At 57.8% G+C, this 26,553-nt stretch carries 24 protein-coding genes; 9 read left to right on the forward strand and 15 right to left on the reverse strand.

What is annotated here, in order from left to right:
• Window positions 1–9: 9 nt before the first annotated feature.
• From ATK06_RS09990 to rho, 10 genes are all read right to left on the reverse strand, one after another.
• Window positions 10–825, reverse strand: coding sequence for a F0F1 ATP synthase subunit delta (locus tag ATK06_RS09990; protein WP_048380563.1), 816 nt, complete (start codon window positions 823–825; stop codon window positions 10–12).
• 5 nt (window positions 826–830) lie between these two features.
• A complete protein-coding gene (locus ATK06_RS09995; RefSeq protein WP_048380561.1) occupies window positions 831–1,394 on the reverse strand; it encodes a F0F1 ATP synthase subunit B in 564 nt (187 codons plus the stop codon).
• Between the two features lie 39 nt (window positions 1,395–1,433).
• Complete coding sequence (locus ATK06_RS10000; RefSeq protein WP_048380560.1) at window positions 1,434–1,676, reverse strand: ATP synthase F0 subunit C; 243 nt, start codon at window positions 1,674–1,676, stop codon at window positions 1,434–1,436.
• A 133-nt stretch (window positions 1,677–1,809) separates the two neighbouring features.
• On the reverse strand, window positions 1,810–2,625 hold the full coding sequence (atpB, locus tag ATK06_RS10005; protein WP_048380704.1) for a F0F1 ATP synthase subunit A: 816 nt from the start codon (window positions 2,623–2,625) through the stop codon (window positions 1,810–1,812).
• A gap of 449 nt (window positions 2,626–3,074) precedes the next feature.
• The gene (locus tag ATK06_RS10015) at window positions 3,075–3,491 is read right to left on the reverse strand and encodes a Cg1360 family ATP-synthase-associated protein (protein ID WP_048380702.1); all 417 of its coding nucleotides are present in this window, start codon (window positions 3,489–3,491) and stop codon (window positions 3,075–3,077) included.
• Window positions 3,492–3,584: 93 nt separating this feature from the next.
• Complete coding sequence (locus ATK06_RS10020) at window positions 3,585–4,739, reverse strand: glycosyltransferase family 4 protein (RefSeq protein WP_048380558.1); 1,155 nt, start codon at window positions 4,737–4,739, stop codon at window positions 3,585–3,587.
• A gap of 2 nt (window positions 4,740–4,741) precedes the next feature.
• A complete protein-coding gene (locus tag ATK06_RS10025; RefSeq protein WP_048380556.1) occupies window positions 4,742–5,404 on the reverse strand; it encodes an L-threonylcarbamoyladenylate synthase in 663 nt (220 codons plus the stop codon).
• 29 nt (window positions 5,405–5,433) lie between these two features.
• Window positions 5,434–6,366 carry a peptide chain release factor N(5)-glutamine methyltransferase gene (gene prmC, locus ATK06_RS10030; RefSeq protein ID WP_083986053.1) on the reverse strand — a complete coding sequence of 311 codons (933 nt, stop codon included), beginning with the start codon at window positions 6,364–6,366 and terminating at the stop codon, window positions 5,434–5,436.
• 11 nt (window positions 6,367–6,377) lie between these two features.
• On the reverse strand, window positions 6,378–7,451 hold the full coding sequence (gene prfA, locus ATK06_RS10035) for a peptide chain release factor 1 (RefSeq protein WP_048380553.1): 1,074 nt from the start codon (window positions 7,449–7,451) through the stop codon (window positions 6,378–6,380).
• Window positions 7,451–9,307: a transcription termination factor Rho gene (gene rho / locus ATK06_RS10040; RefSeq protein WP_098389287.1), complete on the reverse strand. Its 1,857-nt coding sequence runs from the start codon at window positions 9,305–9,307 to the stop codon at window positions 7,451–7,453. Before rho ends, prfA begins: the two co-directional genes overlap by 1 nt.
• A 403-nt stretch (window positions 9,308–9,710) precedes the next feature.
• Between rho and ATK06_RS10045 the strand changes: the two genes are divergently transcribed.
• A complete protein-coding gene (locus tag ATK06_RS10045) occupies window positions 9,711–11,447 on the forward strand; it encodes a long-chain fatty-acid--CoA ligase (RefSeq protein WP_098389288.1) in 1,737 nt (578 codons plus the stop codon).
• A gap of 51 nt (window positions 11,448–11,498) precedes the next feature.
• On the opposite strand, the gene thrB is transcribed toward ATK06_RS10045, so the two are convergent.
• The 4 genes from thrB to argS all read right to left on the reverse strand — a co-directional run bounded on the left by thrB (window position 11,499) and on the right by argS (window position 17,360).
• Window positions 11,499–12,422, reverse strand: coding sequence for a homoserine kinase (thrB, locus tag ATK06_RS10050; RefSeq protein ID WP_048380547.1), 924 nt, complete (start codon window positions 12,420–12,422; stop codon window positions 11,499–11,501).
• 46 nt (window positions 12,423–12,468) lie between these two features.
• On the reverse strand, window positions 12,469–13,806 hold the full coding sequence (locus tag ATK06_RS10055; protein WP_098389289.1) for a homoserine dehydrogenase: 1,338 nt from the start codon (window positions 13,804–13,806) through the stop codon (window positions 12,469–12,471).
• A gap of 313 nt (window positions 13,807–14,119) precedes the next feature.
• The gene (gene lysA, locus ATK06_RS10060; RefSeq protein ID WP_098389290.1) at window positions 14,120–15,505 is read right to left on the reverse strand and encodes a diaminopimelate decarboxylase; all 1,386 of its coding nucleotides are present in this window, start codon (window positions 15,503–15,505) and stop codon (window positions 14,120–14,122) included.
• Between the two features lie 202 nt (window positions 15,506–15,707).
• A complete protein-coding gene (argS, locus tag ATK06_RS10065; RefSeq protein WP_098389291.1) occupies window positions 15,708–17,360 on the reverse strand; it encodes an arginine--tRNA ligase in 1,653 nt (550 codons plus the stop codon).
• A gap of 478 nt (window positions 17,361–17,838) precedes the next feature.
• Between argS and ATK06_RS10070 the strand changes: the two genes are divergently transcribed.
• Genes ATK06_RS10070 through ATK06_RS10090 form a run of 5 tightly spaced genes read left to right on the forward strand, consistent with a single transcriptional unit; the run spans window position 17,839 to window position 21,315 of the window.
• Window positions 17,839–18,372: a hypothetical protein gene (locus tag ATK06_RS10070; RefSeq protein ID WP_048380545.1), complete on the forward strand. Its 534-nt coding sequence runs from the start codon at window positions 17,839–17,841 to the stop codon at window positions 18,370–18,372.
• Between the two features lie 11 nt (window positions 18,373–18,383).
• Window positions 18,384–19,886: a molybdopterin-dependent oxidoreductase gene (locus tag ATK06_RS10075; RefSeq protein WP_231913494.1), complete on the forward strand. Its 1,503-nt coding sequence runs from the start codon at window positions 18,384–18,386 to the stop codon at window positions 19,884–19,886.
• A gap of 10 nt (window positions 19,887–19,896) precedes the next feature.
• Complete coding sequence (locus ATK06_RS10080) at window positions 19,897–20,616, forward strand: hypothetical protein (protein ID WP_048380543.1); 720 nt, start codon at window positions 19,897–19,899, stop codon at window positions 20,614–20,616.
• Window positions 20,617–20,672: 56 nt separating this feature from the next.
• A complete protein-coding gene (locus ATK06_RS10085) occupies window positions 20,673–21,017 on the forward strand; it encodes a CBU_0592 family membrane protein (RefSeq protein ID WP_231913493.1) in 345 nt (114 codons plus the stop codon).
• Between the two features lie 28 nt (window positions 21,018–21,045).
• The gene (locus ATK06_RS10090) at window positions 21,046–21,315 is read left to right on the forward strand and encodes a CBU_0592 family membrane protein (protein WP_048380541.1); all 270 of its coding nucleotides are present in this window, start codon (window positions 21,046–21,048) and stop codon (window positions 21,313–21,315) included.
• A gap of 206 nt (window positions 21,316–21,521) precedes the next feature.
• Here ATK06_RS10090 and ATK06_RS10095 read toward each other — a convergent pair whose 3' ends face one another.
• Window positions 21,522–23,204, reverse strand: a complete 1,683-nt coding sequence (locus ATK06_RS10095) for an L-lactate permease (RefSeq protein WP_098389292.1) — start codon at window positions 23,202–23,204, stop codon at window positions 21,522–21,524.
• Between the two features lie 253 nt (window positions 23,205–23,457).
• On the opposite strand from ATK06_RS10095, the gene ATK06_RS10100 reads away from it, so the two are divergent.
• From ATK06_RS10100 to ATK06_RS10110, 3 genes are all read left to right on the forward strand, one after another.
• A complete protein-coding gene (locus tag ATK06_RS10100) occupies window positions 23,458–24,075 on the forward strand; it encodes a TetR/AcrR family transcriptional regulator (RefSeq protein WP_098389293.1) in 618 nt (205 codons plus the stop codon).
• A 122-nt stretch (window positions 24,076–24,197) separates the two neighbouring features.
• Window positions 24,198–25,226 carry a GTP 3',8-cyclase MoaA gene (gene moaA / locus ATK06_RS10105; RefSeq protein ID WP_048380537.1) on the forward strand — a complete coding sequence of 343 codons (1,029 nt, stop codon included), beginning with the start codon at window positions 24,198–24,200 and terminating at the stop codon, window positions 25,224–25,226.
• An 18-nt stretch (window positions 25,227–25,244) separates the two neighbouring features.
• Window positions 25,245–26,528, forward strand: coding sequence for a molybdopterin molybdotransferase MoeA (locus ATK06_RS10110; RefSeq protein ID WP_083986051.1), 1,284 nt, complete (start codon window positions 25,245–25,247; stop codon window positions 26,526–26,528).
• The last annotated feature ends 25 nt before the right edge of the window (window positions 26,529–26,553 follow it).

The following is a 26,553-nucleotide window of genomic DNA, read 5'->3' on the forward strand; positions in this document are numbered from 1 at the left end:
CGTTGGCCCTTAAACCAGCTGCGCCCTCAGGCGTTCGAGGCGACCAATGGTGGAACCATCGATCTTCTCGTCGCCGACCCGGATAATCATTCCGCCGAGGATGGACTCGTCAACCACAGTGTGGATGGAGAAGTCACGCCCATACAGTTGACCCAACTTCTCGGCAAGCACCTGTCGTTGCGCGTCGGTCAACTCTGCAGCGCTGACGACCTGGGCCACGGTGCGGCCACGGAGGTCTGCTGCTTGATCGACCAGTGCTGCGATGTCATCAACCGGGTTGTGCTCAGGACGGCCAATAACCTGAAGCGCAAGCGCCTCGGTGTACTTAAGGGCCTTTCCGTAGAGCACGGATGCCAACAGGCTACGCTTCTGCGCTGCATCTGCACGAGGGTCAGACAGCAGCATCGACAGCTCAGGTTCGCGGTCCAGGATACGACTCAAGTCGTAAAGCTGGTCCTCTACATCCTGGAGCTGCCCCTCAGACTCAGCGCCACGCAGCAGTGCGCGACGCCCCAGCACGACCAGTCCGGTACGGAACTCACGGGGAGTTGACCAAGACTGTGCGGCAGCTTCGCCCAAAATGTCGAGCGTGGGTTGCGCAACCCGTCCGTTGAATACTTCGCGAATCAGTCCTGCGCGCTGTTCTGCGGTACGCGTAGTATCCGCGACTGCAATACGCAGTGCCCGATCCTTGTCCAGTGCTTCAACGACATCAAAAAGTTCGGCACCTAGCTGGGCAGCAGTTGGTGCCTGAGCGGCACCTGCCGTCAGATTATCCAGCTTCGGAGTGAGCTGGTTCAGTGCGTCGCGACTAGCTGCGTGCATACCACTCACTTTCCTGCCGTTTTAGCAGAGTCCAGCTCAGCCAGGAACGAATCGATGGTGGTGGAACGCTTCGAAGCGTCGGAGAGTTCACCGCCAAGAATACGTTCTGCGAGGTTGATTGAGCTCTGGCCCAATTCCTGACGCAGTTCTTCAACTACCTGCTGGCGGGATGCCTCGAGCTGCTTGTTGCCAGACTCGATGATGCGAGCACTTTCAGCATTAGCCGCTTCACGTGCTTCGGCTTCGATCTGCTTGCCACGCTCACGGGCCTGGTCGCGGATTTCCGCGGCCTCGCCTCGGGCGTCGGAAAGCTGTGCGTTGTACTTTTCCAACGCTGCCTTAGCTTCAGCCTGAGCAGCCTCAGCACGCTGAATACCACCCTGAATCCGGTCCTCACGCTCGGCTAGGATCTCCCGGTACTTCGGAAGGACAAACTTCCAGAAAAGAATCAGGACGATGACGAGCGAAATGATGGACCAGACGATGTCGTATGCCTTGGGCAGGAGGATAGAGTTGCCAGATTCAAGTGGCAAGGAACCCTCCGCAAGGTAATAAATGACGTTCGTCATAGTTCTCCAGTCTTAAAAGTTTTTTGTTCGCTCGTCTGACTAGAACAGGAAGCCGGCAACGAGGCCGATCAGAGCCAGTGCCTCGACGAAGGCAAGGCCGATGAACATGGTGGTACGCAGCTGGCCAGCCATCTCAGGCTGACGTGCCATACCCTCGAGAGCCTTGCCCACGAGGATACCGATGCCCAGGCCTGGGCCCAGGGTTGCGATGCCGTAGCCGATTGCGCCAAGGCCGGTGTAGGTGGTGGTTGCTTCAGCCTGCGCGAGGATGATCTCGTTCATGAGGTTGTTCCCTTTCTTGGTCCCGGGACCTGCTCCCGGGGGAAATTTTCAGTAGATCTCTGGGGTATTCAGTTGACCATGCAGTCCGCTTCTCCCCAACTCCTATTCACATAGGAGCCGTATTCCCTATTCACTAATGTTCATCGGCGTGCAAAGACAGTTCGATGTACACAGCGACGAGCAGCGCAAAGATGTACGCCTGCAGGATGATGATGATGCATTCGTACAGGGTGAAGGCGATGCCCGCAATAAGAGTGATGCCAGACACTGCGGTCCAGCCGTTGAGCTGCCAGAAGAAGAAGTTCGTGGCAGAGTACAGCAGGACCAAAATGATGTGACCGGCGAGGAAGTTCGCCATCAAACGCAAAGCCAAGGTGACTGGGCGGATGATGAACGTGGAGAGGATTTCGATCGGCACCACGAGGAGGTGCAGAATCGGAGGAAGGTTGGGGATGACAACCGACGACTTGACGTATTTGAAGAAGCCATAGCGCTTGGAACCTGCGTACACAAACGCGATGAAACCAAACACAGCCAAGACAGCCGGCATACCCATACGTGCGTTGGGTGAGATGTTCAACCCCGGGATGATCGTGGTGACGTTCATAAAGAGCACCAGGAAGAAGATGGTCGCGATAACCGGGAGGAACCGACGACCTTCCTTCTTGCCCAGAATGTCTTCTGCGATATGAATTCGTACGAAGTCAATTGCCCACTCGACTACGTTTTGCAGTCCAGAAGGAACGAGCTTCGGGTTACGCATGCCGAAGGCGAATAGCGCAACCAAAATCACGGTCATCAGGATGCGGATAAGCATCAGACGGTCAAGTGCAAACCAGCCGTTTGCAAAGTCTGTGAACCACATGTCCACGACTTCGCCAGTTTGGCTGTCGATATGCCCCGGGAAAAATTCGTCGTCCAGATTCGGGGGATGGAACTCCCCCTTCATGGACAAAGTCATAACGCTCAGCGTTCTCTCCCGTGTTCGGGCCGCGCTCGTGCAAGCGCGGTGCGATGGACGTCTGAAAAACACTCTGCCTGGAGCACGGATTCCGTCGCACATCTGCGTGCTGAAGGCAGGGATTGAAGCCAACAACCCAGGAAAAACCCAGGCGTGGCTAACCCGCAAGTTAGATTAGCAGGCTAAATCGTTTTTGTCCCACCCGGTGTGAGCCCACCTCACCGGTGTGACGTAATTCCCGCTTATGGTGGGGTTATTGTTCCAGCGCAACGTTATTTTTGGGATCTAAAGGGCCAACCTATCCGCTAAATCCATTCCCCAATTCGGGGGTGGGCTATCACGGAGTTTTCCGTAGGTAAGAATCCGGCACGTTCCCAGCCTTCCCCCATTTCCCCCGCTTCTGGTTACCCCCGTCGCCTAGACCCGCCAAGAACGTATTAGTCCCCCAAAGTCATGGTGCGGGTTGTGATTACGCCCCAAATTTCAGCACCTATGACGACGACAAGTGTTGCGAGCGTCGTCGTGAAGAAAGCCCAGGTGTTGTAGAACTCCAAGTCCCTGATAACAAACAAGATGGCAATCAGAATGACAATTTTGACCAACCAACCACCAAGAACAATGGCCCCCGTAGTTGCCGGGGAGGTGTTCGACGAAGCCAAAACTAACCCAGCCGTGGTCAAGATGAAGGCGCCCGAGATGGCTGCAGACATGATGACACCAATCAGCCCTTCAGTATTAGCGATCCAACCCCAGATAATCAGGAGGAGAATGATTACCACCACGAGGGCCTTGCCACCGTAGTTGAGAGCTCGGAGAAGTGGACGACGATGATCGGTGTAGTCGGTCTCATCAATCGGCGGAAGATCTACGGTTGGCTCATCGGGGCTGTTTTGATTTTTCTGTGCTTCACTCACGGGGGTCATCCTACCGATGGGTATCAGCTCGGACTAACTAACGCACCTGCGTGAGCCAATTCTGCCGTCCAAGACAGGCACCAGCGTGAGTAGGAACGCCACCAATAAAGCAATTCCGGTACCGGTTAACGCGGCCGCCGGCGGAACGATGGAGAAGGCCACCGCACCGAAAGCCACGACAGAGACCCACAAGTAAAGAATGAGCACCGTTCTACGATGAGTGTGCCCAAGCTTCAGAAGCCTGTGGTGTAAATGCATCTTGTCGGCGGTAAAAGGCGAGGTCCCTTTAGACAACCTGCGCACCACTGCCAGAACCAAGTCTAAAACCGGCACGAAGACCGCGGCTGCAACAACGATAAACGGGCTCATGAGTGCGACCATGTCGGCGGAGCCATAAAGCGACATAGTGATTTTGCCCGACGCAGATGTAGACGCAGCTGCCAACAGCAAACCAATGAGCATGGAGCCTGAATCGCCCATAAATATGCGTGACGGTTCAAAATTATGTGGAAGAAAGCCCGCGCACAGTCCCATGAGACCGGCGGCAATGATTGCTGGCGGATACGCGGACACAGCCCCGCCCTGATCGTGGAGAACCGTGAGGGAGAAGACGAGGATCGCTCCCCCTGCGATCATTCCAAGGCCTGCGGCCAGGCCGTCGAGACCGTCGACGAAGTTCATCGCATTCACCAACAGCACCGTAATGACGACTGTCAATGCAGTGGACTGGACTTGGTCGAGAACTACGGTAGTTCCATCGCCGATGGGGACATACAAGGCAGTCCAATTTAAGCCCAGCAAAGACATGGTCAGTGCTGCAGCAATCTGGCCTATCAACTTCGCCAGTGCCCCAAGTTCCACGAGGTCGTCGATAATACCTATGACCACGATGATAAATGCCGCCCACAACAACGCATTCATCTCTGGGGTAACGGGCATGAATCCCCTGTTGAGCGCCGGAAGCTGTGACGCCAAGAATACCGCTCCCGCGAAACCCGAGAACATGGCCACGCCACCCAACCTCGGCGTGGGTTGGGTGTGAACATCGCGCTTACGAATTTCCGCAACTTTTCCAGCGCGTACGGCTAAGTACCGGACGGCTCCCGTCGATAAGTACGTCAAGGCAGCGGCAACAAGAATGACCACGCCGAGTTCTCGCAGCGGTACGCCCGCCCCACCTAAGCCCATAGTTACTGGTTCTTAGGCTCCGGAAGCTCTACTTCAACGCCGAGGACTTCGCTGATTCGGTCAGCAGAAATGGCTCCCTCACGGAGAATCTTTGGAGTCGTTCGAGTTAAATCAACAATCGTCGAGGGTTCACCGATCGCTGCGGTACCACCGTCCAGATATACGGCGACGCTATCGCCTAGCTGTTGGCGCGCCTCTGTCACGTTGACAGGCGGCTGGTGACCATGGATGTTGGCGGATGATACGGCCATGGGCCCGACGTCGCGAAGCAGTTGCAGCGCCACAGGGTGATTCGGCATGCGCACCATGACAGTGCCGTTTGTATCACCCAAGTTCCACGGCAGCGAGGGCGCTTGCTGCACCACGATAGACAAGCCACCTGGCCAGAATGCCTCCACCAGTAAGCGCATCTGGGAGGAGAACCCTGCGACGAGCCCCTGGATTGTGTCCCAGGAACCAACCAGAACTGGAACCGGGTAATCAGGCCCGCGATGCTTCGCGGCAAGCAGGTTGGCTACTGCTTGGTTATTGAAAGCGTCAGCACCAATGCCGTACAACGTATCCGTCGGCAGAACGACGAGTTGACCGTCACGTGCGGCTTCGGCAGCCTGTACGAGGGACCGGGCGCGGTCTTTTTCATCAAGACAATTCAGTACTGAGCTCATAGTGCTCCTAAGTGTACTCTGCCCGTGGCTCACGTTATTGAAGCTGGTTTAACGCCAAGCGCAAAACGCTTCCGGCCGGTCAAATCTGCCAGCGGACGCACATCGGCGAAGCAGGCGGAGCGCAGGGTTTCTAGCGTTTCCTCCGAAGTTGTGTCGTCATGTTCAACAGCCACAACACCGCCTGGTCGTACCAGTGTAAAAAGTACTGGGGCTAACTGCGTGATCATGTCCATTCCACTGTCGCCGGAAAAGACGGCCATGTGGGGGTCGTGATACACCTCAGGAGAAAGGTCGTCGGATTCAGGAACATATGGCGGATTTGTCACCACGAGGTCCACTCGTCCGGCAAGCTCACCCAAGAGGTTGGGGTCCGTTGCATCACCAGCGATAAGTTCTACGTTCGGGTACCGCAAATTCTTCGCGGCATACTTGAGGGCGTCATCGCTGAGCTCGACCGCAACAACCTGCGCAGCCGGCAAATGACTCGCCAGGTACGCAGCCAGGGCACCGCTACCGGTGCAAAGATCCACGATGCACAAACCGCTACCCTGTTGGTCTCCTGCTTTTCGACGAGCCCACTGTACCGCCCAATCGGCCAGTACCTCAGTCTCGAAACGGGGCACGAACACCCCGGGCCCTACAAACAAGTCAAGTGGGCCGAAAGGTGCCGTTCCGACGATGTGTTGCAACGGAATTCGGCGCGCACGCCGTTCGACGAGCCCGGCATACCCCTCAGCCATAACATCGCGGCCCCGGAGTTTTACCTCCATGTGTGAACAACCAAGAAGGTGGGCCGCGAGTTCTGTCGCGTCATATTCCGGCGACTCCACGCCGGCGCCACTCAAGGCGGCTGCTGCAGCCGCAACGGCCGTACGCACCGTCGGAGCGCTTTCCACTGAACTTACGTCAAAGCGCGGAGCTGCAGCATCTGCAGTCCCGCGCTCCGTGTATGAGTTTTTCATACCTTTGGTGCTTATTCTGCCTCGAGACGTTCTGCGCGCTCAGCCGCTTGCAGCGCGCTGAACAGTTCATCTAGGCCACCATCGAGGACAGTATCCAAGTTGTTTGCCTTGTAGTTGATGCGGTGATCCGAGATGCGGTTCTCCGGCCAGTTATAGGTGCGGATACGCTCGGAGCGGTCCATGTTGCGGACCTGGCTGCCGCGCTGCTCTGCAGCTTCCGCCTCAGCTTGCTCGCGCTGCATCTGGTCCAGACGGGCTTGGAGGACCTGCATGGCACGGGCACGGTTTTGAATCTGTGAGCGTTCCTTCTGGCAGGTCACGATGATTCCGGTGGGCAAGTGCGTGATGCGGACCGCGGAGTCCGTGGTGTTCACGCCCTGTCCACCTTTACCGGAGGATCGGTAGACATCGACGCGAATGTCTTTGTCGTCAATGTCCACGCCGGTGAGCTCATCGGGCTCCGGGTACACCAGGACACCTGCAGCGGAAGTCTGGATGCGTCCCTGAGATTCGGTAACGGGCACGCGCTGGACGCGGTGGACTCCACCTTCGAATTTGAAGACAGACCATGCACCATCACGGGATGGGTTCTTGGAACGGATGGAAAGCGTCATGTCCTTCACCCCGCCGAGGTCGGATTCTGCCAAGTCCAGGACCTCGTAGGCGAAACCGTGCTTGTCGGCGTACTTTTCGTACATGCGCACAAGGTCACCGGCGAAGAGTGCAGCCTCTTCACCGCCGGCGCCAGCTTTGATCTCCATGATGATGTCGTCACCATCGTGGGGGTCGCGCGGAGCCATGAGGTCAGCGAGTTTCTCCTCGAGCTCAACTTCGCGTTCTGCAAGGCGCTGTGCTTCAGCCTGGAATTCGTGGTCCTCGTGGGCCATTTCCTTGGCAACTTCCAGGTCTTCCTGGGTTTGGGTTAGCTCGTTGTAGACGTTGACGATCGGCTGCAATTCGGAGTATCGCTTGGAAACTTTGCGTGCGGCAGCTTGGTCGTCGTGAAGCGACGGGTCAGCCAGCTGCATTTCCAGGCCCTGGTATTCCGATAGGACGTCGTCAACAGCAGATACCTGCTTAGACATTAGGAGTAATCCTCCTCTTCTAGAGCGGCCGCCATCGGCGCACTAGATGCAACCTGCATCAAGAATTCACCGTTGGACTTAGTCTTCTTCAGCTGGCGAATGAGCAGGTCGATAGCCTGCTGGCTGTCCAGCTGAGCCAGGATGTTACGCAGTTTTTGCATAATCTTGGCTTCTTCTGGCACGAGCATAAGTTCGTCCTTGCGCGTGCCCGAAGGGTGAACGTCGACGGCTGGGAATACGCGGCGTTCTGCAATTTTGCGGTCGAGCTTGAGCTCAGCGTTGCCGGTGCCCTTGAACTCTTCGAAGATCACAGCGTCACCGGCGGAACCGGTTTCCACGAGCGCGGTCGCGATGATGGTCAGCGAACCGCCGTTTTCGATGTTGCGGGCCGCACCCAGGAAACGCTTCGGTGGGTACAGCGCGTTGGAGTCAACACCACCGGAGAGGATACGACCGGACGCTGGCGAGGAATTGTTATATGCGCGGCCGAGGCGTGTGATGGAATCCAGCAGGACCACCACATCCTTGCCTTCTTCGACGAGGCGCTTTGCGCGCTCAATGGCCAGCTCAGCAACGGCGGTGTGTTCACTTGGTGGTCGATCAAAGGTGGAAGCGATAACCTCACCGTTGACGCTGCGTTGCATATCGGTGACTTCTTCAGGGCGTTCGTCGACCAGGACCACCATGAGGTGGCATTCCGGATTGTTGTGTGCAATCGCGTTGGCGATGTTCTGCAAGATCGTGGTCTTACCTGCTTTAGGAGGCGACACGATCAGTGCGCGCTGTCCCTTACCGATCGGCATGATGAGGTCAATCACGCGGGTGGTCAGGATGTTGTGCTCTGTTTCCAGGCGCAGACGCTGGTTCGGGTACAGCGGGGTCAGCTTGTTGAAGTGTGGACGCTGTGGCATCTGATCCGGGGCAACGCCGTTGATGCTTTCAATGCGGGCCAAGTTGGCGTACTTCTGACGGTTACGGCCGCGCCCGCCGCCCTGGTGGTTGTTACCGGGCTTGGAGTAACCGATGACGGCGTCACCGGAACGCAAACCGTTGCGGCGAACAATCTGGTTGTTGACGTACACGTCATTCGGGGACGGGTGGTAACCGGTGGTGCGGATAAACGCCGTGTTGTTATCAACGATGTCGACGATGCCCGCAACCGGCTGGAGGTTGTCCTCGTGGTTGTCGTTCTCAGAGTTGTCGCGGTTGTCACGGTTATCGCGGCCATCGCGATCACGCCCGCGACGGTTGCGCCGGTTGTTGCGGCGATTATTGCGGTGATTGCCACGGTCCCCGTTGTCGTGCCCTTCGTGGGAATCGTCGCCGTCATGCTGCTCTTGCGCGGACGCAGAGTCGTGCTCTTCAGAGTTTTCACGGCGTTCCTGGCGTGCTTTTCGACGTCCCTCCGGACGGTCGTCGTGTGCTTGCGCTGACTTGTCCTCATGGCTGGCATCGCCGTTGCGGGAATCAGCTTCACGTGATTCTTCCTGGTTTTCTTCCCGGCCTTCCGCACGCGCTTCTTGCGCGGCGCGCTGACGTTCACGCTGTTGCTGGCGTGCACGGTTACGGCGAGCTCGACGTGCTGCAGACCGTGATTCTGGCTGCGAGTTTTCCGAACGTTCGCTGTTTTTGCCCTCGGCGGAACCAGCAGATTCGGCGGATTCTTCAGCGGAGGAATCCTGTGCCGGCTTATCCGCGTGGGCGGGTGCGGCGACTGGGGTGCCGGCGCCTTGAATGCGGGCAATCAGTTCACTCTTACGCAAACCGGACAGACCTTTAAGGCCCAATTGCCCTGCCAGAGCGCGGAGCTCAGGAATTCGCAGAGAATTGAGGTCTTGCTTGTGTGATTCGGTCACAGATGTCCTTTCATCGCTTGACCAAGGTATTTCCGCGGTGAAGTTGGAACGCGAATACGTTCATAGTGCCCAAGCTTCAGACCGCGGGCATATATCGATTTATGGAGGCCATCACGAACAGCCTCCTACCTCATTGCTGGTCACGGTGTGCGCCGTGTGCGCATTCGGTGTATCCAGCAGAAACAGGCACGGTGTGCACTTCGGTAGCTGCATGTAAGACTCGGCTGCAATGGTGGAATAGTGCGCGTTGATACCAGCACTATTTTCTCCCCTAGGCCGCTGTCTCATAACAGTCGCGAATCGACCTGCCCATTAGTGTAGCGCACGCGACGCAAAGACACGATATTTACCCTCACCTAGACCACGCGCAAAACTGCCTCACAGGTTCAGTAGAGTGTGGGGTATGCAATCGACGATGCACAACGTTCCACTGTCTATGACCCGCATTCTGAATTATGGTGGGACGGTTCATGGCGCTACAAAAGTGACAACGTGGTGCCACGATTCTGCACGCACGACCACGTTTGCTGCGGTGAAAGCACGTGCAGGCGCACTAGCGTGGGCTTTGCAGCAGCGGTGCAAGATTAATGTCGGCGATACGGTTGCCACGCTCATGTTCAATACGGCCGAGCATTTCGAAGCCATGCTGGCGGTGCCATGCATGGGAGCCGTCTTCACGCCCCTGAACCACCAGCTCTTGGCAGACCAAGTGATTCACAGTATCAACCATGCGCAAGCAGAAGTTGTGCTCGTCGATAAGCAATTAGTCCCGCACCTCGCCCGCATCGTCGGGCAGTGCCCAAAGGTGCGCTCAGTCATTATTTCTGGGGTAGCGGTATCGGCGGAAGACCGCGCGCTCTTCCCGCGCGATATCGACGTCGCAGCGTACGAACAAATCCTCGACGGTCGCCCCACCGAGTACCCGTGGCCCGTGCTACCCGAAGACTCACCGGCAGCACTGTGCTATTCCACGGGAACCACCGGCCAACCGAAGGGTGTGGTCTATTCGCACCGCTCGCTATACCTGCAGAGCATGACACTCGTGGCCACTGATTCGCTGGCCGTAGAAAGCGGCGAAACATTCCTGTGCGGAGTACCCATTTTCCACGTCCTGAGCTGGGGTGTCCCCTACGCAGCATTCATGGTCGGTGCGCCCCTGATATTCATGGGCCGCGATACTTCCCCCGAGGCTCTGTCCGCAGCCATCACCACATTGCACCCACGCATGGCCCATGGCGTCCCAACCCTGTGGATGCAACTGTTGGTCCACTACCTCCACACACCTCCACCACGCATGTCGTTGCAGGAAATTTTCGTGGGCGGTTCGCCAGCGCCACCGGCATTGATTCACATGTGGGAAGAACGCTACGGCGTGGACGTTATCCAAGTGTGGGGTATGACGGAGACCCAAACTGTCGGCACCGTGGCGCGCCCACCAGCAGGAGTATCCGGCGAGGCACGTCAGGCCTATCGGGAAAGCCAAGGGCGCTTCCCCGCACACCTGGAATACCGCGTGGTCGCTGACGGTCGCATTGTAGGAAGTACCGACCGCAACGCTGGCGAAATCCAAGTCCGCGGCAATCTAGTAACCAATGGCTACTACGACTCCCCCGCAGGCCACGACGACGGCTTGGCCTCTACATTCCGCGGCAAACGAGTCGACGACGCCGCAGTCACTGCCAAATACATGACCGACGACGGCTGGTTACGCACCGGCGACATGGGGTCAGTCACGAACGACGGCTTCCTTACCGTCCATGATCGCTCGCGTGATGCAATCCGCTCCGGCGGTGAATGGATTTATTCTGCGCAGCTGGAAAACCTCATCATGAACTCCGACCGGGTTATCGAATGCGCCGTCATCGGATACCCCAGCAAGAAATGGGGCCAGCGCCCCCTAGCAGTCACCGTACTTCACGAAGGGATTCCCCACACCGCAGAAACCGCAAGAAAGCTTCGCGACGAAATGCGCGCCGTCTTCCCAGCGTGGATGTTGCCCGAATACTGGACCTTTGTCGACTCCATCGACAAAACCAGCGTGGGAAAATTCGACAAAAAAGATCTCCGCACCTACTTGGCCGAGGGACAATTCTCCATTATTGAGCTCGACGGCCCCGGGACTTCTACGGACGAAGATTAACCACACCAGAAAGCCCACGGCTGGGCGTGGGCTTTCTAAAAACGCGTTTGCTTAATTCACGGTGACCGTTGCCGGTCCTGCTACTGCCAGCTCATGAACGACCAACCCGGCGGCGCGGGCTTCGTCGAGAAGCTCTGGGGCTACAGGCTCAGTAGAAAGTACTAAGCAGGTGGGCCCGGCACCCGAAAGGAATGCTGCGTAACCGCGGTTACGCAGACGATTTACCCACTCGGCGGTGATTGGCAGAACGTCAGCACGGTACGGCTGGTGGAGACGGTCACGGGTACCTTCCCACAGCAGTTCGGGGTGGTTGCTCAGCGCGGCCGTCATCACTGCGGTACGGGATACATTAAAACGCGCATCCGTGTGGGTGACGTGGCTAGGAAGGACGCGGCGAACGGCATCCGTGGAGGCGTGGAAATTCGGGACCAGCGCCGTGGCACGAATGGATGAATCGACGGGGATATTAACCGCGCGGTATACCGGTTGAGAACGGCCGTCGACGGGAATCTCTGTCCATGACACAACCGCCCCACCCAGAACCGAGGCTCCTGCGTTATCGGGGTGGCCTTCGAAAGCGGACGCCAGCTGTACCAGGCGCTCGTTATCTAGCGGTCCACCTGCAAGCGCATTACCCGCAAGCACACCTGACACTGCCGCCGCTGCCGACGAACCCAAGCCGCGCGACTGCGGAATGGTGTTATGGCACACAACGCGCAGGCCGGGGGCTACGGCGTCTGCAGCCGATAACGCTGCGTGGATTGCCTTGACTACCAAGTGGGAAGCATCGCGCGGGAGGTCGTCTTCGCCTTCACCATGGATTTCAATGTCCAAGCCACCACTGGTGACGGTGACCTCGATGGTGTCGTAAATCTCCAAGGCCAGACCTAAGGTGTCAAAACCTGGCCCCAGGTTTGCCGACGAACCGGGGACAGTAACCGTGCAGCTGCGCCCTACCTCTAACTCGATAGCCATGACTGTGCTCCTTCTAGGCTCCGCGTCGTGAAAGAATCCGTGGCTACTAGTCTGCCAGACGCAACACGGAGTTAATACCCAGGACTGCAGGCGATGCGCTCAATTCCTGGACTGTGCGCTCGAGGTCTTCCTCGCGTGCAGTGTGCGTTACCAAGATCAAGCGGGCACCATCGTGGCCTTCCTCCTGGCGGACGGTACGCAACGAAATCTTGTTCCGCGCGCAGATCGCGGTGAGGTCGGCAAGCACTCCTGCCCGGTCCTGTACACGCATGTCGATGTGGAAGCGAGTTGGAACCTCACCAAACGTGGCGATAGGAAGGTTTGCGTACGTATTTTCTCCCGGTGCACGTCCACCGTGGACCTTGTTGCGGGAAGCGCCTACAATGTCGCCCAGCACAGCGGATGCGGTGGGCGCGCCGCCGGCCCCGTTACCGTAGAACATCAAATTACCTGCAGCTTCTGCTTCTACAAAGATTGCGTTATAGGATTGCGAAACCGATGCCAAGGGGTGGGCCCGGTCAACCAGGGTTGGATGTACACGGGCAGCAACGCTTTCAGTTCCGTCTGGCTCAACGATGCGTTCGCAAATAGCTAGGAGCTTGATCACCTGTCCAGCTTCCTGAGCGGCAGCAATATCGTCAGCGGTGATGCGGCTGATGCCTTCGCAGTAGACGTCATCAAATTTCACGCGGGTGTGGAAGCCCAACGAAGCCAAGATGGCAGCCTTCGAGGCGGCATCATGCCCTTCGACGTCAGCGGTAGGATCTGCTTCGGCATATCCCAACCGGGTTGCTTCTGCAAGCATGTCTTCGTACGACGCCCCCGTGGAATCCATGCCGTCCAGGATGAAGTTGGTCGTGCCGTTGACGATGCCAGAGATACGGTTGATTTGGTCGCCTGCTAAGGAGCGGCGGAGCACTCCGACAACCGGAATCGCTGCAGCGACGGCTGCCTCGAAGTACAGGTCAACCTGCGCTTCATCCGCGGCTTCAGCCAGTTCATCAGCGTGTGCGGCAACGAGTGCCTTGTTCGCGGTAACAACAGACTTTCCAGAGCGCAGTGCCTTGAGTACAAGTTCACGTGGATAGTCGATCCCGCCGATTACTTCGACGACAACATCAACATCGTCGCGGTCAATCAAGCTGCGGGCGTCGTCGGTAAGCAATCCCTCCGGCACGCCCTTGCGTGGCTTGGACACGTCAGAGACGGCTACGCCGCGCAGTTCAAGAGGGCCACCGATGCGGTGTTCCAGTTCGTCAGCGTACTTCCGCATGAGTCGCAGAACTTCCGAACCCACTGTGCCGTAACCGAGCAGAGCAATACCAACAGGCTCACCGGCGCCTTTACCGGGGTTGAAGGTAGTTGCGGCTGTCGAATCAGTCATGTTCTTCCAGTTCCTTCTAGTACGTTGCGAATACTTTCACCACATCGCGGGCAATACGCCATGTCTGGGGGCTCAGCGCCCCCGCGCAGGTTACTGAACCGTAATAGAGCTCCAGTAAGTGGATACTGTAAGACTATAGACTAAGCGGTTCATATCGGGGAGTTTCTTGGTCAATAACATAGCCCTTCACCGAATGACTCACACCGAGAACCCAGGGAAGTCCCTGCACATACTCAATCCCCCGCCCCGATGAGCGTGAATAAAAATAGGTGTGGTGGGGTTAGCCCACTACACCCACGCTCGTTGCAGAAGGTTAGTTCCCCTCTTCAAGCGCCAAAATGTCTTCCACGGTTTCCCTGCGCACCATGAGTTCGGCGTGCCCATTATTTACAACGACAACCGCCGGGCGTCCAAACGCGTTGTACCGGCTCGACATAGTAAAGCCGTATGCACCCGTGGCCGGAATGCCTACGATGTCGCCGGACTTCAACCCCTCGGGAACCTCAATATCATGGATGAGGATATCGCCTGATTCACAATGAGAACCCACGATGCGGGCCTCCACCGGTTCTCCCTCAACGAATCCGGAGGCGACTCGGAAATCGTATTCCGCACCATAAAGAGCAGGACGAATGTTGTCACTCATTCCGCCATCGACGGAAATGTAGCGGCGACGCTGCCCATCCCCTACGGGGACATCCTTGATAGTTCCCACGGTGTAGACGGTAGCTGTGGATGGGCCTGCAATCGCACGACCTGGCTCGACCATGACGTGTGGCATCGCGATCCCGTAATCGGAAGCTGCTTGTGCAACGCGGCCAAGCAGGTCATCCGCGACGGCCGCGACATCAAGAGGCTGTTGCTGCGCGGTGTACGCAATCCCGTACCCGCCGCCCAAGTCCAGGATGGAAAGCTGCGTGGCCAACGCTTCCCGCCCGCCAGGGAAATTGGGGCCGCAGGTATCCAAAATCTCGCCCAGGAAGCCAAGGATGCGCTCGGCAGCCAGGCCAAAGCCTTCCGCGTCAAATACCTGCGATCCCACGTGGCAGTGTAGGCCTTCCAAACGCAGAGAGTCGTGGGCGAGAACAGCTTTAACAGCGTCTAGAGCGTCACCAGCAGCCAGAGAGATGCCAAACTTCTGGTCCTCATGTGAGGTCGCGATGAACTCGTGCGTGTGTGCCTCAATACCCGGGGTAACGCGGATAAGGACAGGTTGCACGTGTCCGGCTTCGGCAGCAATCGCTGCGAGATCCTCGATCTCCTGCGGCGAGTCCAGAACCACGTGACCTACCTTGCGGGAGACACATTCACGCAGGAAAACGGGTGTTTTGTTATTGCCATGCACAGTGATGCGCGCAGCAGGGAAATCTGCAGCGGCCGCGATGAGTAATTCATTAACACTCGCGACATCAAGGCTCAAGCCCTCTTCTTCCACCCAACCTGCGATGGTACGGGTGAGAAAAGCCTTTGCAGCGTAATGCACGTGGTCCGCGCCGCCGAAGGCTTGCGCCATGGACCGGCAGCGAAAGCGAAAATCAGCTTCGTCGACGACGTAGGTGGGCGTGCCGAATTTCTCTGCAATTTCCGGTAACGGGACATCCGCAATGGTGATCACGCCGTCTTCCTGACGACACGTGTGCTTGGGCCAAACGTGGGCAGGAAGATCATTAAAGGATTCATAGTCCACGGTGGAGTCCATTGTCGCGTGCTTTCTGTAGTCAGACGCGAATCCAGCCGTAGGTAATCGCGCGTGGTCAACAAGTTATCAAGGTAGCTGTACGTTATCGCCCAGCTAATTTTTACCCGATTCATTAAAGCCCCAGGAGGCCGGACCGTCAAAATATAGCCTGCATTAAACCATGCTTCTCGACGACCATCCGGCCCCAACGGGCCGCCGCACATTACATTCTTTCGGGCGCGGTGACGCCGACGAGACGCAGTGCGTTAGCGAGTGTCTGGCGGGTTGCCATGGCCAAAGCCAGACGTGCGCCGTGCAGTGGCTGCACCTCTTCCCCGGCCTTCGGAAGAATGTGGCAGTTGTCGTAGAAGCGGTGGAAGACACCAGCAAGTTCTTCAGCGTAACGGGCCACACGGTGCGGTTCGCGCAGCTCCGCGGCGGCCTTAACCACGGCTGGGAATTCACCCAGAGTGCGGATGAGATCACCTTCACGGTCGTGGACCAGCAGGGCCAAGTCGGCGTTATAAGCGTTCACACCAGCCTCGTGTGCCCGGCGCGCGATAGAGCACAGGCGAGCGTGCGCGTACTGCACGTAGTAGACGGGGTTATCGGAGGATTGGGCCTGCCAGATGTCCAGGTCGATGTCGAGGGAGGAATCAACGGACGAGCGGATCATGGAGTAGCGGGCTGCGTCGACGCCGATGGCCTCGACGAGGTCGTCGAGCGTGATAACGGTGCCTGCACGCTTTGACATGCGTACGGCTTGGCCGTTTTTCAGGAGGTTGACCATCTGGCCGATGAGAACCTCGATGCGTTCTGGCGCGTAGCCGAGTGCTGCTGCTGCCGCTTTGAGGCGCGCAATGTATCCATGGTGATCGGCGCCCAGCATGTAGATGGCAAGGTCGAAGCCGCGGTCGAACTTGTCTGCGGCGTAGGCGATGTCACCGGCGATGTATGCGGCGTTGCCATCAGATTTGATAACTACGCGGTCTTTGTCGTCGCCAAAGTCGGTGGAGCGCAGCCACCAAGCCCCATCGGCTTCGTAGAGGTTGCCGTTATCTTTGAGTCGTGCGATTGCGGATTCGACGGCGCCGGATTCGAAAAGGGAATTTTCGTGGAAGTAGACGTCGAAGTCCGTGCCAAATTCGTGTAGCGACTGTTTGATGTGGGCGAACATCATCTCTACGCCCTCTGCACGGAAGCGTTCTTGGCGCTGCGCTGGGTCGAGGTTAATGATGCCTGGGTCCTTGTCCGTAATTGCGGTGGCAATGTCGTGGATGTACGCCCCTCCGTATCCGTCTTCCGGGGTGGGCTCACCGAGGGCTGCGGCCACGAGGGAGCGGGCGAATCGGTCGATCTGTTCGCCGTGGTCGTTGAAGTAGTATTCGCGGGTTACATCGGCGCCACTTGCTTGCAGTACGCGCCCTAATGCATCACCGACAGCTGCCCACCGGGTGCCACCCAGGTGGATGGGACCGGTTGGGTTCGCGGACACGAATTCCAAGTTGATGGACGTGCCTGCGTACAGGTCAGAATTGCCAAAGGCCTCTCCTGCCTCGAGGATCTTGGCCACGATTGTGCCCTGCGCTGCCGCTGCAAGACGCAGGTTCAAAAACCCGGGGCCAGCAATGGTGGCCTCGTCGATTGCCTCGGATGCGGAAAGTTTCTCTGCCAACCAGCTGGCAAGGTCACGTGGAGCAACACCTGCCTTCTTCGCGACCTGGAGAGCGAGGTTTGTGGCGTAATCACCATGCTCTGGGTTGCGGGGACGCTCGACGGTAACTACGTCGGGTAGGACGGAGGCGTCGAGGTCACGTTCGGTGAGGACCGCTTCCGCGGTGTCACGGATCAAGGTGGAGAGTTCAGCTGGTGTCATGGTGTGAAATCCTAGTCCACGCTGTACACACGAGCATAAGAGGGGATATGCCATGGCTTTTGCGCGGTGTGGCTAAAAAAAATTCGCAACGTCGATAAGCAGCCAAAAAGTACGGGCATCTTTTATACCGGCGAGGCGGAGACGAGCTGTAGATACGTTCGTACACCGCACTTCAGGCCAAGTTTTTTCGCCGCGCTCCGCGTGAGGACACAAATCCCGCGCCCGGAATCCACGCTTTTTCTATCACCCTATCGAAAGGTAAATATCTACCGTGACCTGCGCTCTTGTACGGGCGTACATTAAATGATTAACCCCTCATACTGTTAGCGTTCACAGCAGAGTCGGAAACGAACCGCCAGACGCTGCTCACTGACAGTGGATAGCTGGTGGACTCCAGCTTCACGCCGCGTACCGGTGCGTCCACCCGATCTCATCCCAACCGTTGTTGGGGTGCCTCCCACCTACAGAAGGGTTCTGTATGAACATCATTGAGGAGTCGTCGCACGGTGCGTCAGCGGCACCCAATGCCGTGGGCACGCCAAACGCGACGCAAGACGTTTTGCGGCATGTGAAGCCCGGCAAGACCCGAGCACCATTCCTGCGCTACATCCGTATCAACCTGCCGCGGCTGACTAAAGCCGTGCTCATCATGGTTATTGCCGTCATCGGCGCGACTGCCGCGGGTGTGGCGCTCAGCGACCACCTCCCCTTCCCCGGCGCTGACATCGCCCTGTGGATCGTTGTCGCATTCGCTGCTATTTACGTCCTGTTCGGACTGTTCACCACGCTGCGCATCTGGGACTACGGTTCGCTCGTCGGAGCCGCTGCACTCATCGTCTACATCGGTGGCCTGCTTGGCGACGCCCCATACGTGTGGAACGGCGCGTCTATCTATCTGGCCGCGACCTGGAACGTCATGGCTATCGCATCTCTGGCCTACTTCTTCCTGAACTGGGCCGTCAACTACGGCATGCTCGTCGCTTACCCCGACGATCAAGGCTTTACAGACTAGGAGAACCACACATGGATATGGTTTATGATTTCCCCTGGTGGCTGCGTGTCGAGCACTTTGTCAACATCATCTTCATTACCTTCTTCATCCGAAGCGGTATTGAAATCCTTGGCACCTTCCCCCGCCTCCACCGCTCCGTCCACATGCCGGCAGGCAAACAGTGGGCCGAGTTCACCATCAAATCGAAGCCGAAGCACAAGTATTACTCTGTGGGCTCCGAGTATGAGGACTACTCCCCGATTGTCTCGCTGCCCGGCAAAGGCCTGCTTGGCATCGGACGCTACTGGCACTTCATGGCAGTCATCGGGTTTACCGTCTGCTTCATCATCTACTACGCACTCCTGATCTTCACCGGCCAGGGCATGCGCTACATTCCGCAGAGCTGGGACGTGTTCCCGCAAGCGGTCAATGACATGATCACGTACTTGGCATTCCAGACCCCGGAGGCGCTGCCAGGTATGCCGTTCAACGCTGTCCAGCAGCTTAGCTACGGCTTCATCATCCTGATCATGCCAGCGTTCATGATCTTCACCGGCTTCTTCCAGGCACCAGCAGTAAACCAACACTGGCCGAAGATCACCCGCGCTCTTGGTGGCCGCCAGGTCATCCGTTCGCTGCACTTTTTCGGGCTGGTCATCTACATGGTGTTCATCGTCATTCACGTGGCGATGGTCATTGCCCACGGTTATGGACATGAAGTCTCCAAGATGGTCTTCGGCCACACGGAATCCCCCATTGCCGGCGGCATCATCTTCACCATCGGGCTGGCTTTCGTCGTCTGGCTGCACGTGATTGCAACGCGCACCTCTTTGGAGAAGCCACGCCTGATCGAGAAGCTGCACAACGTTGTAGTTCGCCCATTGACGCGCCAGCTCATCAAACTGCCGTCTCGCGCAAACTCCGCATGGTCCAAGGACCGTGGCAAGGAGACCGAGCACTTCCGTGCCTCCGGTCACTCCCCAGAAACCGATGAGTACGCAGCGATGGTCTCGCACAACTATGACGATGTCTACTACCTCGAAATCGGCGGTTTCGTAGAGAAGCCGATGCGCTTCTCCCTACCGGAGTTGCGTGAAATTGCCAAGGGCTACGAACAGACCACAATGCACAACTGCGTGCAAGGCTTCTCCTCCATCGGTACCTGGGGTGGCGTCCCCCTTCATGTCCTACTCGACATGGTTAAGCCACTACCTGGCTCATCCGACGTGGTCTTCAAGAGTTTCCAAATGATGGGCCGCGACGACCCCCTCTACCCGGAGGGCTGGTACTACGAGTCCGCGCCAATGTCCGAAGCGACGCAGCCCGAAACCCTGGTGGCCATCTCCCTCAACGGCGAGGACGTACCAGTGAAAAACGGTGCACCGCTGCGTATGCGCTTGGAGACCTCCACCGGTTTCCGTTCCATCAAATGGGTCGAGCGCATCGAGGTCGTCAACCGCTACGACATCATCGGCAAGGGCCGCGGTGGCTGGTTCGAAGACTTTGACAACTACGACCGTCTGCAAATGATCTAAGGAGAAACTGATGTATCCCCTCCACAAAGACATGACGCTCAACGAAGAGCAGCTGCAGATCGTCAGCGATTACGTCAAGGAAGTTGGCTTCTGCCTCCCGGGCACCGCTCCAGAGGACTTCCAGCCGCGCGCATTCGCCCGCTACCTGGGCTGGGAATTCATGAGTGAAGACCTCGAGGCCTACGGCGTGGGCCTGTACTGCACGAAGCCTGGCTTTGAAAAGTACTACACGTTCATCCGCATGAGCTATGGCCAACTCATGGGCGATCCCAACGCCCCACGACTGCCCGTAAACAATCCGGTGCTGGCCACCGACACGCTGCGCATGCACCGCTGGTGGTCACGCCGCGAGGGCCCAGCACGCAGTGGCGTAGACACCTACGACAAGGACGACGGTTCCGTCCCCGGCGTCGACCAGGACCTACGCGAACTCGGCGACATTCTGGGAGACATCCTGCACTTCGCGCAGCAAGGCAAGGGCCCAGATGACAAGGGCAAGTTCGACCTCGCCGTGGACTGGGGCACCCTTCTTGCCGGCCGCTACCCGCGCCTGCAGTACTTCCAGAACAAGGGAATGCTCACCCGCGAGCAAGAAGAAGCGCTCACCGATTTCGAAACGGTAGCCACGGACCTCCAGCCCACTCTCGAATACCTGTCGCTCCCCACACTTGCGACGATCGCCCGCCCCGAGGCACGTACCCACGAGGCACACCACGATAAGACCACCTAAAACACACCACTTTTCACCACAGTGCGTACACAAGTAAAAGAAAGGACTTCACAACGATGAACCCACACGTTGTGCTCTTGGCCCAAGAAGCCGAAGAAGCAGTAGAAACGCTTCCCTTCCAGACCGAGATTTCCCTGGCAGCGTCCGTTGTACTTCTCCTCGCCTTTGCCCTGCTCAACCTGGGCAAACTCACCCCGGAGCACTACACCTACCAGTGGGCAAACGCTATCGGCGCCGCATTCTTGACGTACACCTGCATCAAACCGTTCAACGTTGGCGTCTTCATTACCGAAGCGCTCTGGACCTTGATCGGCCTGTACGGCGTGTACAAGATCTACCGCACCCGCAAGAAGCGCCAGGCCCAAGGCCTCGACCCTATGCCACAAGCCCCGAACGCGTAACCGATATTTCTAGAAAAGGAGAAACACCATGCCATTAGCAGATCCCATTTCGCTCATCGGCGGCGCACTGTTCATCATCGCCTACGGCGGACTGAACTTCGGGCTCTTCAAGGAAGGCGCCTCTTCCACCGTTTACCAGCTGCTCAATACCATTGGCGCAGCATGCTTCACCTACACCGCGATCAAACCGTTCAACCCCGGACTCTTCATCACTGAGGCGGTATGGGCACTCTTCGGTATCTACGGTGTCATCAAGATTTACACCGGCGTCTCCAAGAAGAAGGCTGCGGCTAACTAAGCACACCTGAACTCTTATTCACACAAGAAAGGGCGGAGCGGGAAATATCCCCTCTGCCCTTTCTTCGCGCTTACAGGCCTATGGAACGGAGCTGGACCAACCGGCCGTGTCATACACACACCCGCGTGGCGGGGATGAAGGTGGCGTCGATAAGCAATAAAAAGACCGCCGGCCCCATGTCGGGAACCGGCGGGATGGGCGATGTTTTAAGGAACCATCCAGCCCAGTACAGAAGTGGACTGGAGGAAGACCACCACGCAGAGGAATACGATAAGGCCAACCGAGTACTTCGCAGCACCGGCGAGGATCTTGCCCTCAATGCCCTCGGAACGCACTGCGGCAGCCGCGACAGCCGCGGTCTGCGGGGAGACCATCTTGCCCAGAGTTGCACCTGCGGTGTTTGCGGAGACCAACAAGGTTGGATCAGCGCCAATCTGGTCCGCGGCCTGCGCCTGCATCTGCGCGAACAGCGCATTCGACGACGTGGCCGAACCCGTCACCGCGGTACCCAGCCAACCCAGCAGCGGCGACAGGAGCGGGAAGATCGAACCCGTCGCCGCGAGCGCTGCACCAATCGCAGCAGTCTGGCCAGAGAAGTTCATCACGTACGCCAACGCCATAACCGACGCGATAGTCAGGTAAGACCACTTCATACGGTTTACGCCGCGACCAAGCTCTGCGAAACCGTCACCAATACCCAGCTGCATGCTCGTGCCCTTGCCCGTGACGTGGTACACCAAGACAGTGACAATGCCGCACACCAACAGAATTGTGCCCGGGGTAGACAACCAGTTGAAATTGAAAATCGGCAGGTTAGACACTTCACCGCTTTCGGTAAAGAGATTCTCGTGCAGACCTGGCCACTCAAACTTAATATCCGTGGACGCCAGGGCCTTCGGAATGTTCACGCCGATAGTCCACAGCTTGGTGATCGCGAAGACCACAACGATAAGCACGTACGGGAAAAGAGCAAGCGTGATACGCGACCCAGTGAGCTCCACCCCATCCTCGGAGACCTGGGAGGCTTGATCCTCCGGCGTGGTTGGACCCCAGAAACGCAGGAATAGCAAACCACCGGCCAAGGAGAGCAAGCATGCGACGACGTCGGTGAGCTCGTAAGTGAAGAAGTTCGACGCCAAGTACTGCCCACCGCCAAAGAGCACGCCCAGCACGATTGCCATCGGCCAGCACTGACGCAGGCCACGCATGCCATCCATAATGAGGCAAAGAAGGAATGGAGTAATCAACGCCAGAAGTGGAACTTGGCGGCCAGCCATCTGAGCCACGACGGCGGGATCCAACTGGGCGATACTTCCTGCGGTTGTCACCGGAATCGCCATCGCACCGAAGGCCACGGGAGCACAGTTTGCAACCAGCGTCACCAACGCGGCCTTCAACGGTGGCATGCCGATTGCCAACAGCATTGCCGCAACGATTGCGACCGGGGCACCGAAACCGGCTAGCGCTTCCAGCAAACCGCCGAACGCGAAACCAATAAGCATGGCCTGGATACGCATATCGCCCCGACCGATACGGGAGAAAATGCGGCGCATGTCCTCAAACCTGCCGGAGCGAACCGTGAGGTCATAAATCCAGACCGCCATGATAATGATGTACACGATGGGAAACAGGCCAAAGGCAATACCTTGCGTCAGCGAAAGGCCAGCCATAGAAACCGGCATCTTAAAGCCCAACACAGTGACAACCAGCGCGACGACAACCGCCCCGATTGCGGACCAGTGGGCTTTCCACTTCAAGCCCATGAGTAAGACGAAGAATGCAACGAGTGGGAGAAGGCCAGCGAGAGCAGACCATGCGACACTGCCGGCTACGGCGTCTGTGCGCATGGTGTGCGTCTCGGCGGCCAGAAAGATCAGAGATGTCTGCATAAAGACGTCCTTCCTGATTCGGGTGCGTATGAAGCACGATATATCGCTCCAATTGTCGCATAACTTCGTGGCTAAAAATAATTAAAACCTGGACTATGCCTAAAAATGCATTTAAGCAGATAGAGCAGCGAATTTGAAGGGATTAGTGACCCTGGTTTTCCAGGTAGACGCCCGTACTATTTGGGAGTACACTTGATGAGTTGGATACCTCAAAAGGTTCCGGTCCCGTTTCCCTTTTTCTCTGGAAGTGTTCATGACAAGACCCCACAGCGACGCGAAGGTATCGCCGATCAGCTACCCGACCAAGAAGCGCAACTCGCGCCACGATCCTGGTCGCCGTGATCGCATTATCGACGCCGCCGTGCGCGTTCTTTCCCGAGTAGGCGTCGATGGTGCCTCCCACCGCACGATCGCCCAAGAAGCTGGCGTTCCGCTGGGATCCATGACCTATCACTTCAGTGGCCTCGACGAAATCTTGGCTGAAGCCTTCTCGCGTTTTACAGAAGGGGCCACACAGGGCTTCGAAGAACCATTTGAGGGTGTTACCTCCTTGGAAGGGGCCCGCGCCGCCATCGTGAGCATCTTGGTCGACGCCTCCGACCCCGAGGGAGACCTGATCGTTTTAAGCTCCGAGCTGTACGCAGCAGGTATCCGCCACCCACGGTTTGGCGCAATCCTTGAAGCGTGGATTAGGCGGTGCCGCGCAGTGATGGCCCGTTACTTTGACCAATCCACGGTCTACATTTTGGACGCGTTTTACCAGGGCATTATTTTGCACCGTGCGCTCAATTCGGTACAGCATCCGGTAGAGCTCATTGAGCTTGCCGTAGAGCGCATGACGCCACCTCACACCTTCATTTACCACGGCTAACCGCAGACAGAATAGCCATTATTTTTAATTGACGCGTCACCTAGATTCAATGCTAGGCTGGCGCACATTGCGTTACCTGAGAAAGGCCCAGATCAGGTATTCAACCTATGATGGGAGCTCGTATGACTTCGCACAACCTCTTGGAAGATTCTTTCGGGCGCGTCGCCCGCGACCTGCGCGTGTCGCTGACTGACCGCTGCAATCTGCGCTGCACATACTGCATGCCCGCAGAGGGCTTAGAGTGGATTCCCACTCCCCTGACGCTGACCGACGATGAAACGATTCGCCTCATCCGCATCGCGGTCGAACAGCTTGGCATCCGCCAGGTGCGCTTCACCGGTGGCGAGCCTCTGTTGCGCAAGTCCTTAGAGAAAATTGTCGCCGCCACCAAGCAGATGACTACCGACGAAGGCATCGCCCCGCATACTGCAATAACCACCAATGCGTTAGGTTTGCAACGGCGTGCAGCCAAACTCAAGGAAGCCGGACTTGACCGCGTCAACATTTCCTTGGATACGCTTGACCCCGCGCATTACGCTTTGTTAACGCGTCGCGACCGCCACGCCGACGTCCTTAAAGGGATTGACGCTGCACTCAAAGCAGGGCTGAATCCGGTAAAGATCAATTCGGTCGTCATGCCCGGCATCAACGACAATGACATCGTCGAGTTAGCGCATTTCGCGCTCACCCGGGGCCTCGAGCTGCGGTTCATCGAACAGATGCCTCTCGGGCCACCGTCGGAATGGGACCGAAAGCTCATGATCAGCGCCGAAGACATTTTGGACGAACTGCGCACTCGCTTTGACCTCACACCAGCAGCAGAGCCACGCGGTTCTGCGCCTGCCGCTGTGTGGGACGCCGTCGACCTCCACGACAGTGCTATCTCTGGCCGCATCGGCGTGATTGCTTCAGTAAGCCATCCTTTCTGCGGAGATTGCGACCGCACTCGCCTCACGACGGACGGAGCCATCCGCAATTGCCTGTTCACCCGTGAAGAAACCTCCCTGCGGGACATCATGCGCGACGGTGCAACCGACGAGGAGCTAGGCAACCTGTGGCGCGCTAACACTATGGCAAAGAAGCCTGGCCACGGCATCGATAACCCAAGCTTTGTGCAGCCGTCTCGCCCGATGTCTGCCATCGGTGGCTAGGGTTTAGACTGATTCACTGTGAAACACGGGTTTAATTCATCAATTCCTGCGCAGACACCACCGCAAACTATTGAAGAGCACCTTCGTCAGGTGCTCGATTACGTTTCTCCGCTGCCGCCCGTCCGTCTCCCCATTGGAGACGTGCAGACCAGCGCAATGCGCCGACTCGCAGACGACGTGATGACCAAAATCCCTGTTCCCGCCTTCACTAATTCGGCAGTGGACGGGTTCTTAGTACACGACGAAGATCTCCACGGCCCAGGCCCGTGGACCCTGCCCGTAGTAGGCGATATTCCTGCAGGTAGCGAACCACGTTCCGTCCCCAAAGGCGCGGCCGTCCGTGTGATGACAGGAGCGCCAGTCGGAGAACACGTCGAAGGTCTCCGCGCGGTCCCCGTGGAAAATACGGATTCTCCGGTATTCCCGTCGGCGCACGCGGTACCAAAGACGGTAACTATCACTTCCTTTACCCCAGATCGGCGCCACCTTCGCGCGCGTGGCGAGCACCTGGCTGAAGGAAGCGTCGCTTTGCGTGCCGGTACCCCCATCGATTCCGCAGCGATTGCCACAATGTTGTCGGTCGGTGCACCCGTTTTTTCGGTCTACCCGCTGCCGCGGGTCGTGGTCGTCACTACTGGCGACGAACTCACCCGCGATGCCACCAGAGCGTGGACGATCCCCAATTCGAATGGGCCGATGGTGATTCGCATGTTGCACGACCTCGGGGTCAAGGACGTTAGCCACAGGCACTTAAGCGACGCAGTGGATGCGTTTACCGGGGAGATGGACCAACTTGCCAGCACCGTCGACCTCATCGTGACTATGGGCGGCATTTCCGCAGGAGCCTACGACGTCGTCCGTATGGCGGGTACCCGCCGCGGTACCGTCGAATTCGGGCCAGTTGCGATGAGCCCGGGCAAGCCGCAAGGCGTGGGCCATTGGCGCGGCACCCCGATGATTTGTCTGCCTGGCAATCCGGTGGCCTCGTGGGTATCGGTTCCGCTCTTCGTAGCTCCCGCGATTCGCCGGATGGCAGGAGGGCCCTCACCAACGTCCTACGTAGAGGTTCCCCATCTGCGGATGCCAGCGTCGGAACCTTTGCTGGCGCAGACCGGGAAAACTCAGGTCGTGCCAGTGCGCATTGATTGGACAACGGGAACGGTGTCCGCCGCGAAGATTCGCCGCTCCCACATGATTGGTTCTGCGGTCGGCTGTGACGGGCTAGCGATCATCCGCCCCGCCGAAGAGCTCACTGACGACGACAACCTGGTATTCGTTTTACCTGTCTTCCCCGTGCTTTAGCACTATTTTTCTGCCGCTTTGATTG

It is taken from the genome of Corynebacterium renale, from assembly GCF_002563965.1.
Lineage (GTDB): Bacteria > Actinomycetota > Actinomycetes > Mycobacteriales > Mycobacteriaceae > Corynebacterium > Corynebacterium renale.

Coding starts and splice junctions, on each gene's coding strand:
- ATK06_RS09990 (WP_048380563.1), bottom strand. CDS start 825: ATGCACGCAGCTAGTCGCGACGCACTGAACCAGCTCACTCCGAAGCTG.
- ATK06_RS09995 (WP_048380561.1), bottom strand. CDS start 1,394: ATGACGAACGTCATTTATTACCTTGCGGAGGGTTCCTTGCCACTTGAA.
- ATK06_RS10000 (WP_048380560.1), bottom strand. CDS start 1,676: ATGAACGAGATCATCCTCGCGCAGGCTGAAGCAACCACCACCTACACC.
- atpB (WP_048380704.1), bottom strand. CDS start 2,625: ATGAAGGGGGAGTTCCATCCCCCGAATCTGGACGACGAATTTTTCCCG.
- ATK06_RS10020 (WP_048380558.1), bottom strand. CDS start 4,739: ATGGGCTTAGGTGGGGCGGGCGTACCGCTGCGAGAACTCGGCGTGGTC.
- ATK06_RS10025 (WP_048380556.1), bottom strand. CDS start 5,404: ATGAGCTCAGTACTGAATTGTCTTGATGAAAAAGACCGCGCCCGGTCC.
- prmC (WP_083986053.1), bottom strand. CDS start 6,366: ATGAAAAACTCATACACGGAGCGCGGGACTGCAGATGCTGCAGCTCCG.
- prfA (WP_048380553.1), bottom strand. CDS start 7,451: ATGTCTAAGCAGGTATCTGCTGTTGACGACGTCCTATCGGAATACCAG.
- ATK06_RS10045 (WP_098389288.1), top strand. CDS start 9,711: ATGCAATCGACGATGCACAACGTTCCACTGTCTATGACCCGCATTCTG.
- thrB (WP_048380547.1), bottom strand. CDS start 12,422: ATGGCTATCGAGTTAGAGGTAGGGCGCAGCTGCACGGTTACTGTCCCC.
- ATK06_RS10055 (WP_098389289.1), bottom strand. CDS start 13,806: ATGACTGATTCGACAGCCGCAACTACCTTCAACCCCGGTAAAGGCGCC.
- lysA (WP_098389290.1), bottom strand. CDS start 15,505: ATGGACTCCACCGTGGACTATGAATCCTTTAATGATCTTCCTGCCCAC.
- argS (WP_098389291.1), bottom strand. CDS start 17,360: ATGACACCAGCTGAACTCTCCACCTTGATCCGTGACACCGCGGAAGCG.
- ATK06_RS10070 (WP_048380545.1), top strand. CDS start 17,839: ATGAACATCATTGAGGAGTCGTCGCACGGTGCGTCAGCGGCACCCAAT.
- ATK06_RS10075 (WP_231913494.1), top strand. CDS start 18,384: ATGGATATGGTTTATGATTTCCCCTGGTGGCTGCGTGTCGAGCACTTT.
- ATK06_RS10080 (WP_048380543.1), top strand. CDS start 19,897: ATGTATCCCCTCCACAAAGACATGACGCTCAACGAAGAGCAGCTGCAG.
- ATK06_RS10085 (WP_231913493.1), top strand. CDS start 20,673: ATGAACCCACACGTTGTGCTCTTGGCCCAAGAAGCCGAAGAAGCAGTA.
- ATK06_RS10090 (WP_048380541.1), top strand. CDS start 21,046: ATGCCATTAGCAGATCCCATTTCGCTCATCGGCGGCGCACTGTTCATC.
- ATK06_RS10095 (WP_098389292.1), bottom strand. CDS start 23,204: ATGCAGACATCTCTGATCTTTCTGGCCGCCGAGACGCACACCATGCGC.
- ATK06_RS10100 (WP_098389293.1), top strand. CDS start 23,458: ATGACAAGACCCCACAGCGACGCGAAGGTATCGCCGATCAGCTACCCG.
- moaA (WP_048380537.1), top strand. CDS start 24,198: ATGACTTCGCACAACCTCTTGGAAGATTCTTTCGGGCGCGTCGCCCGC.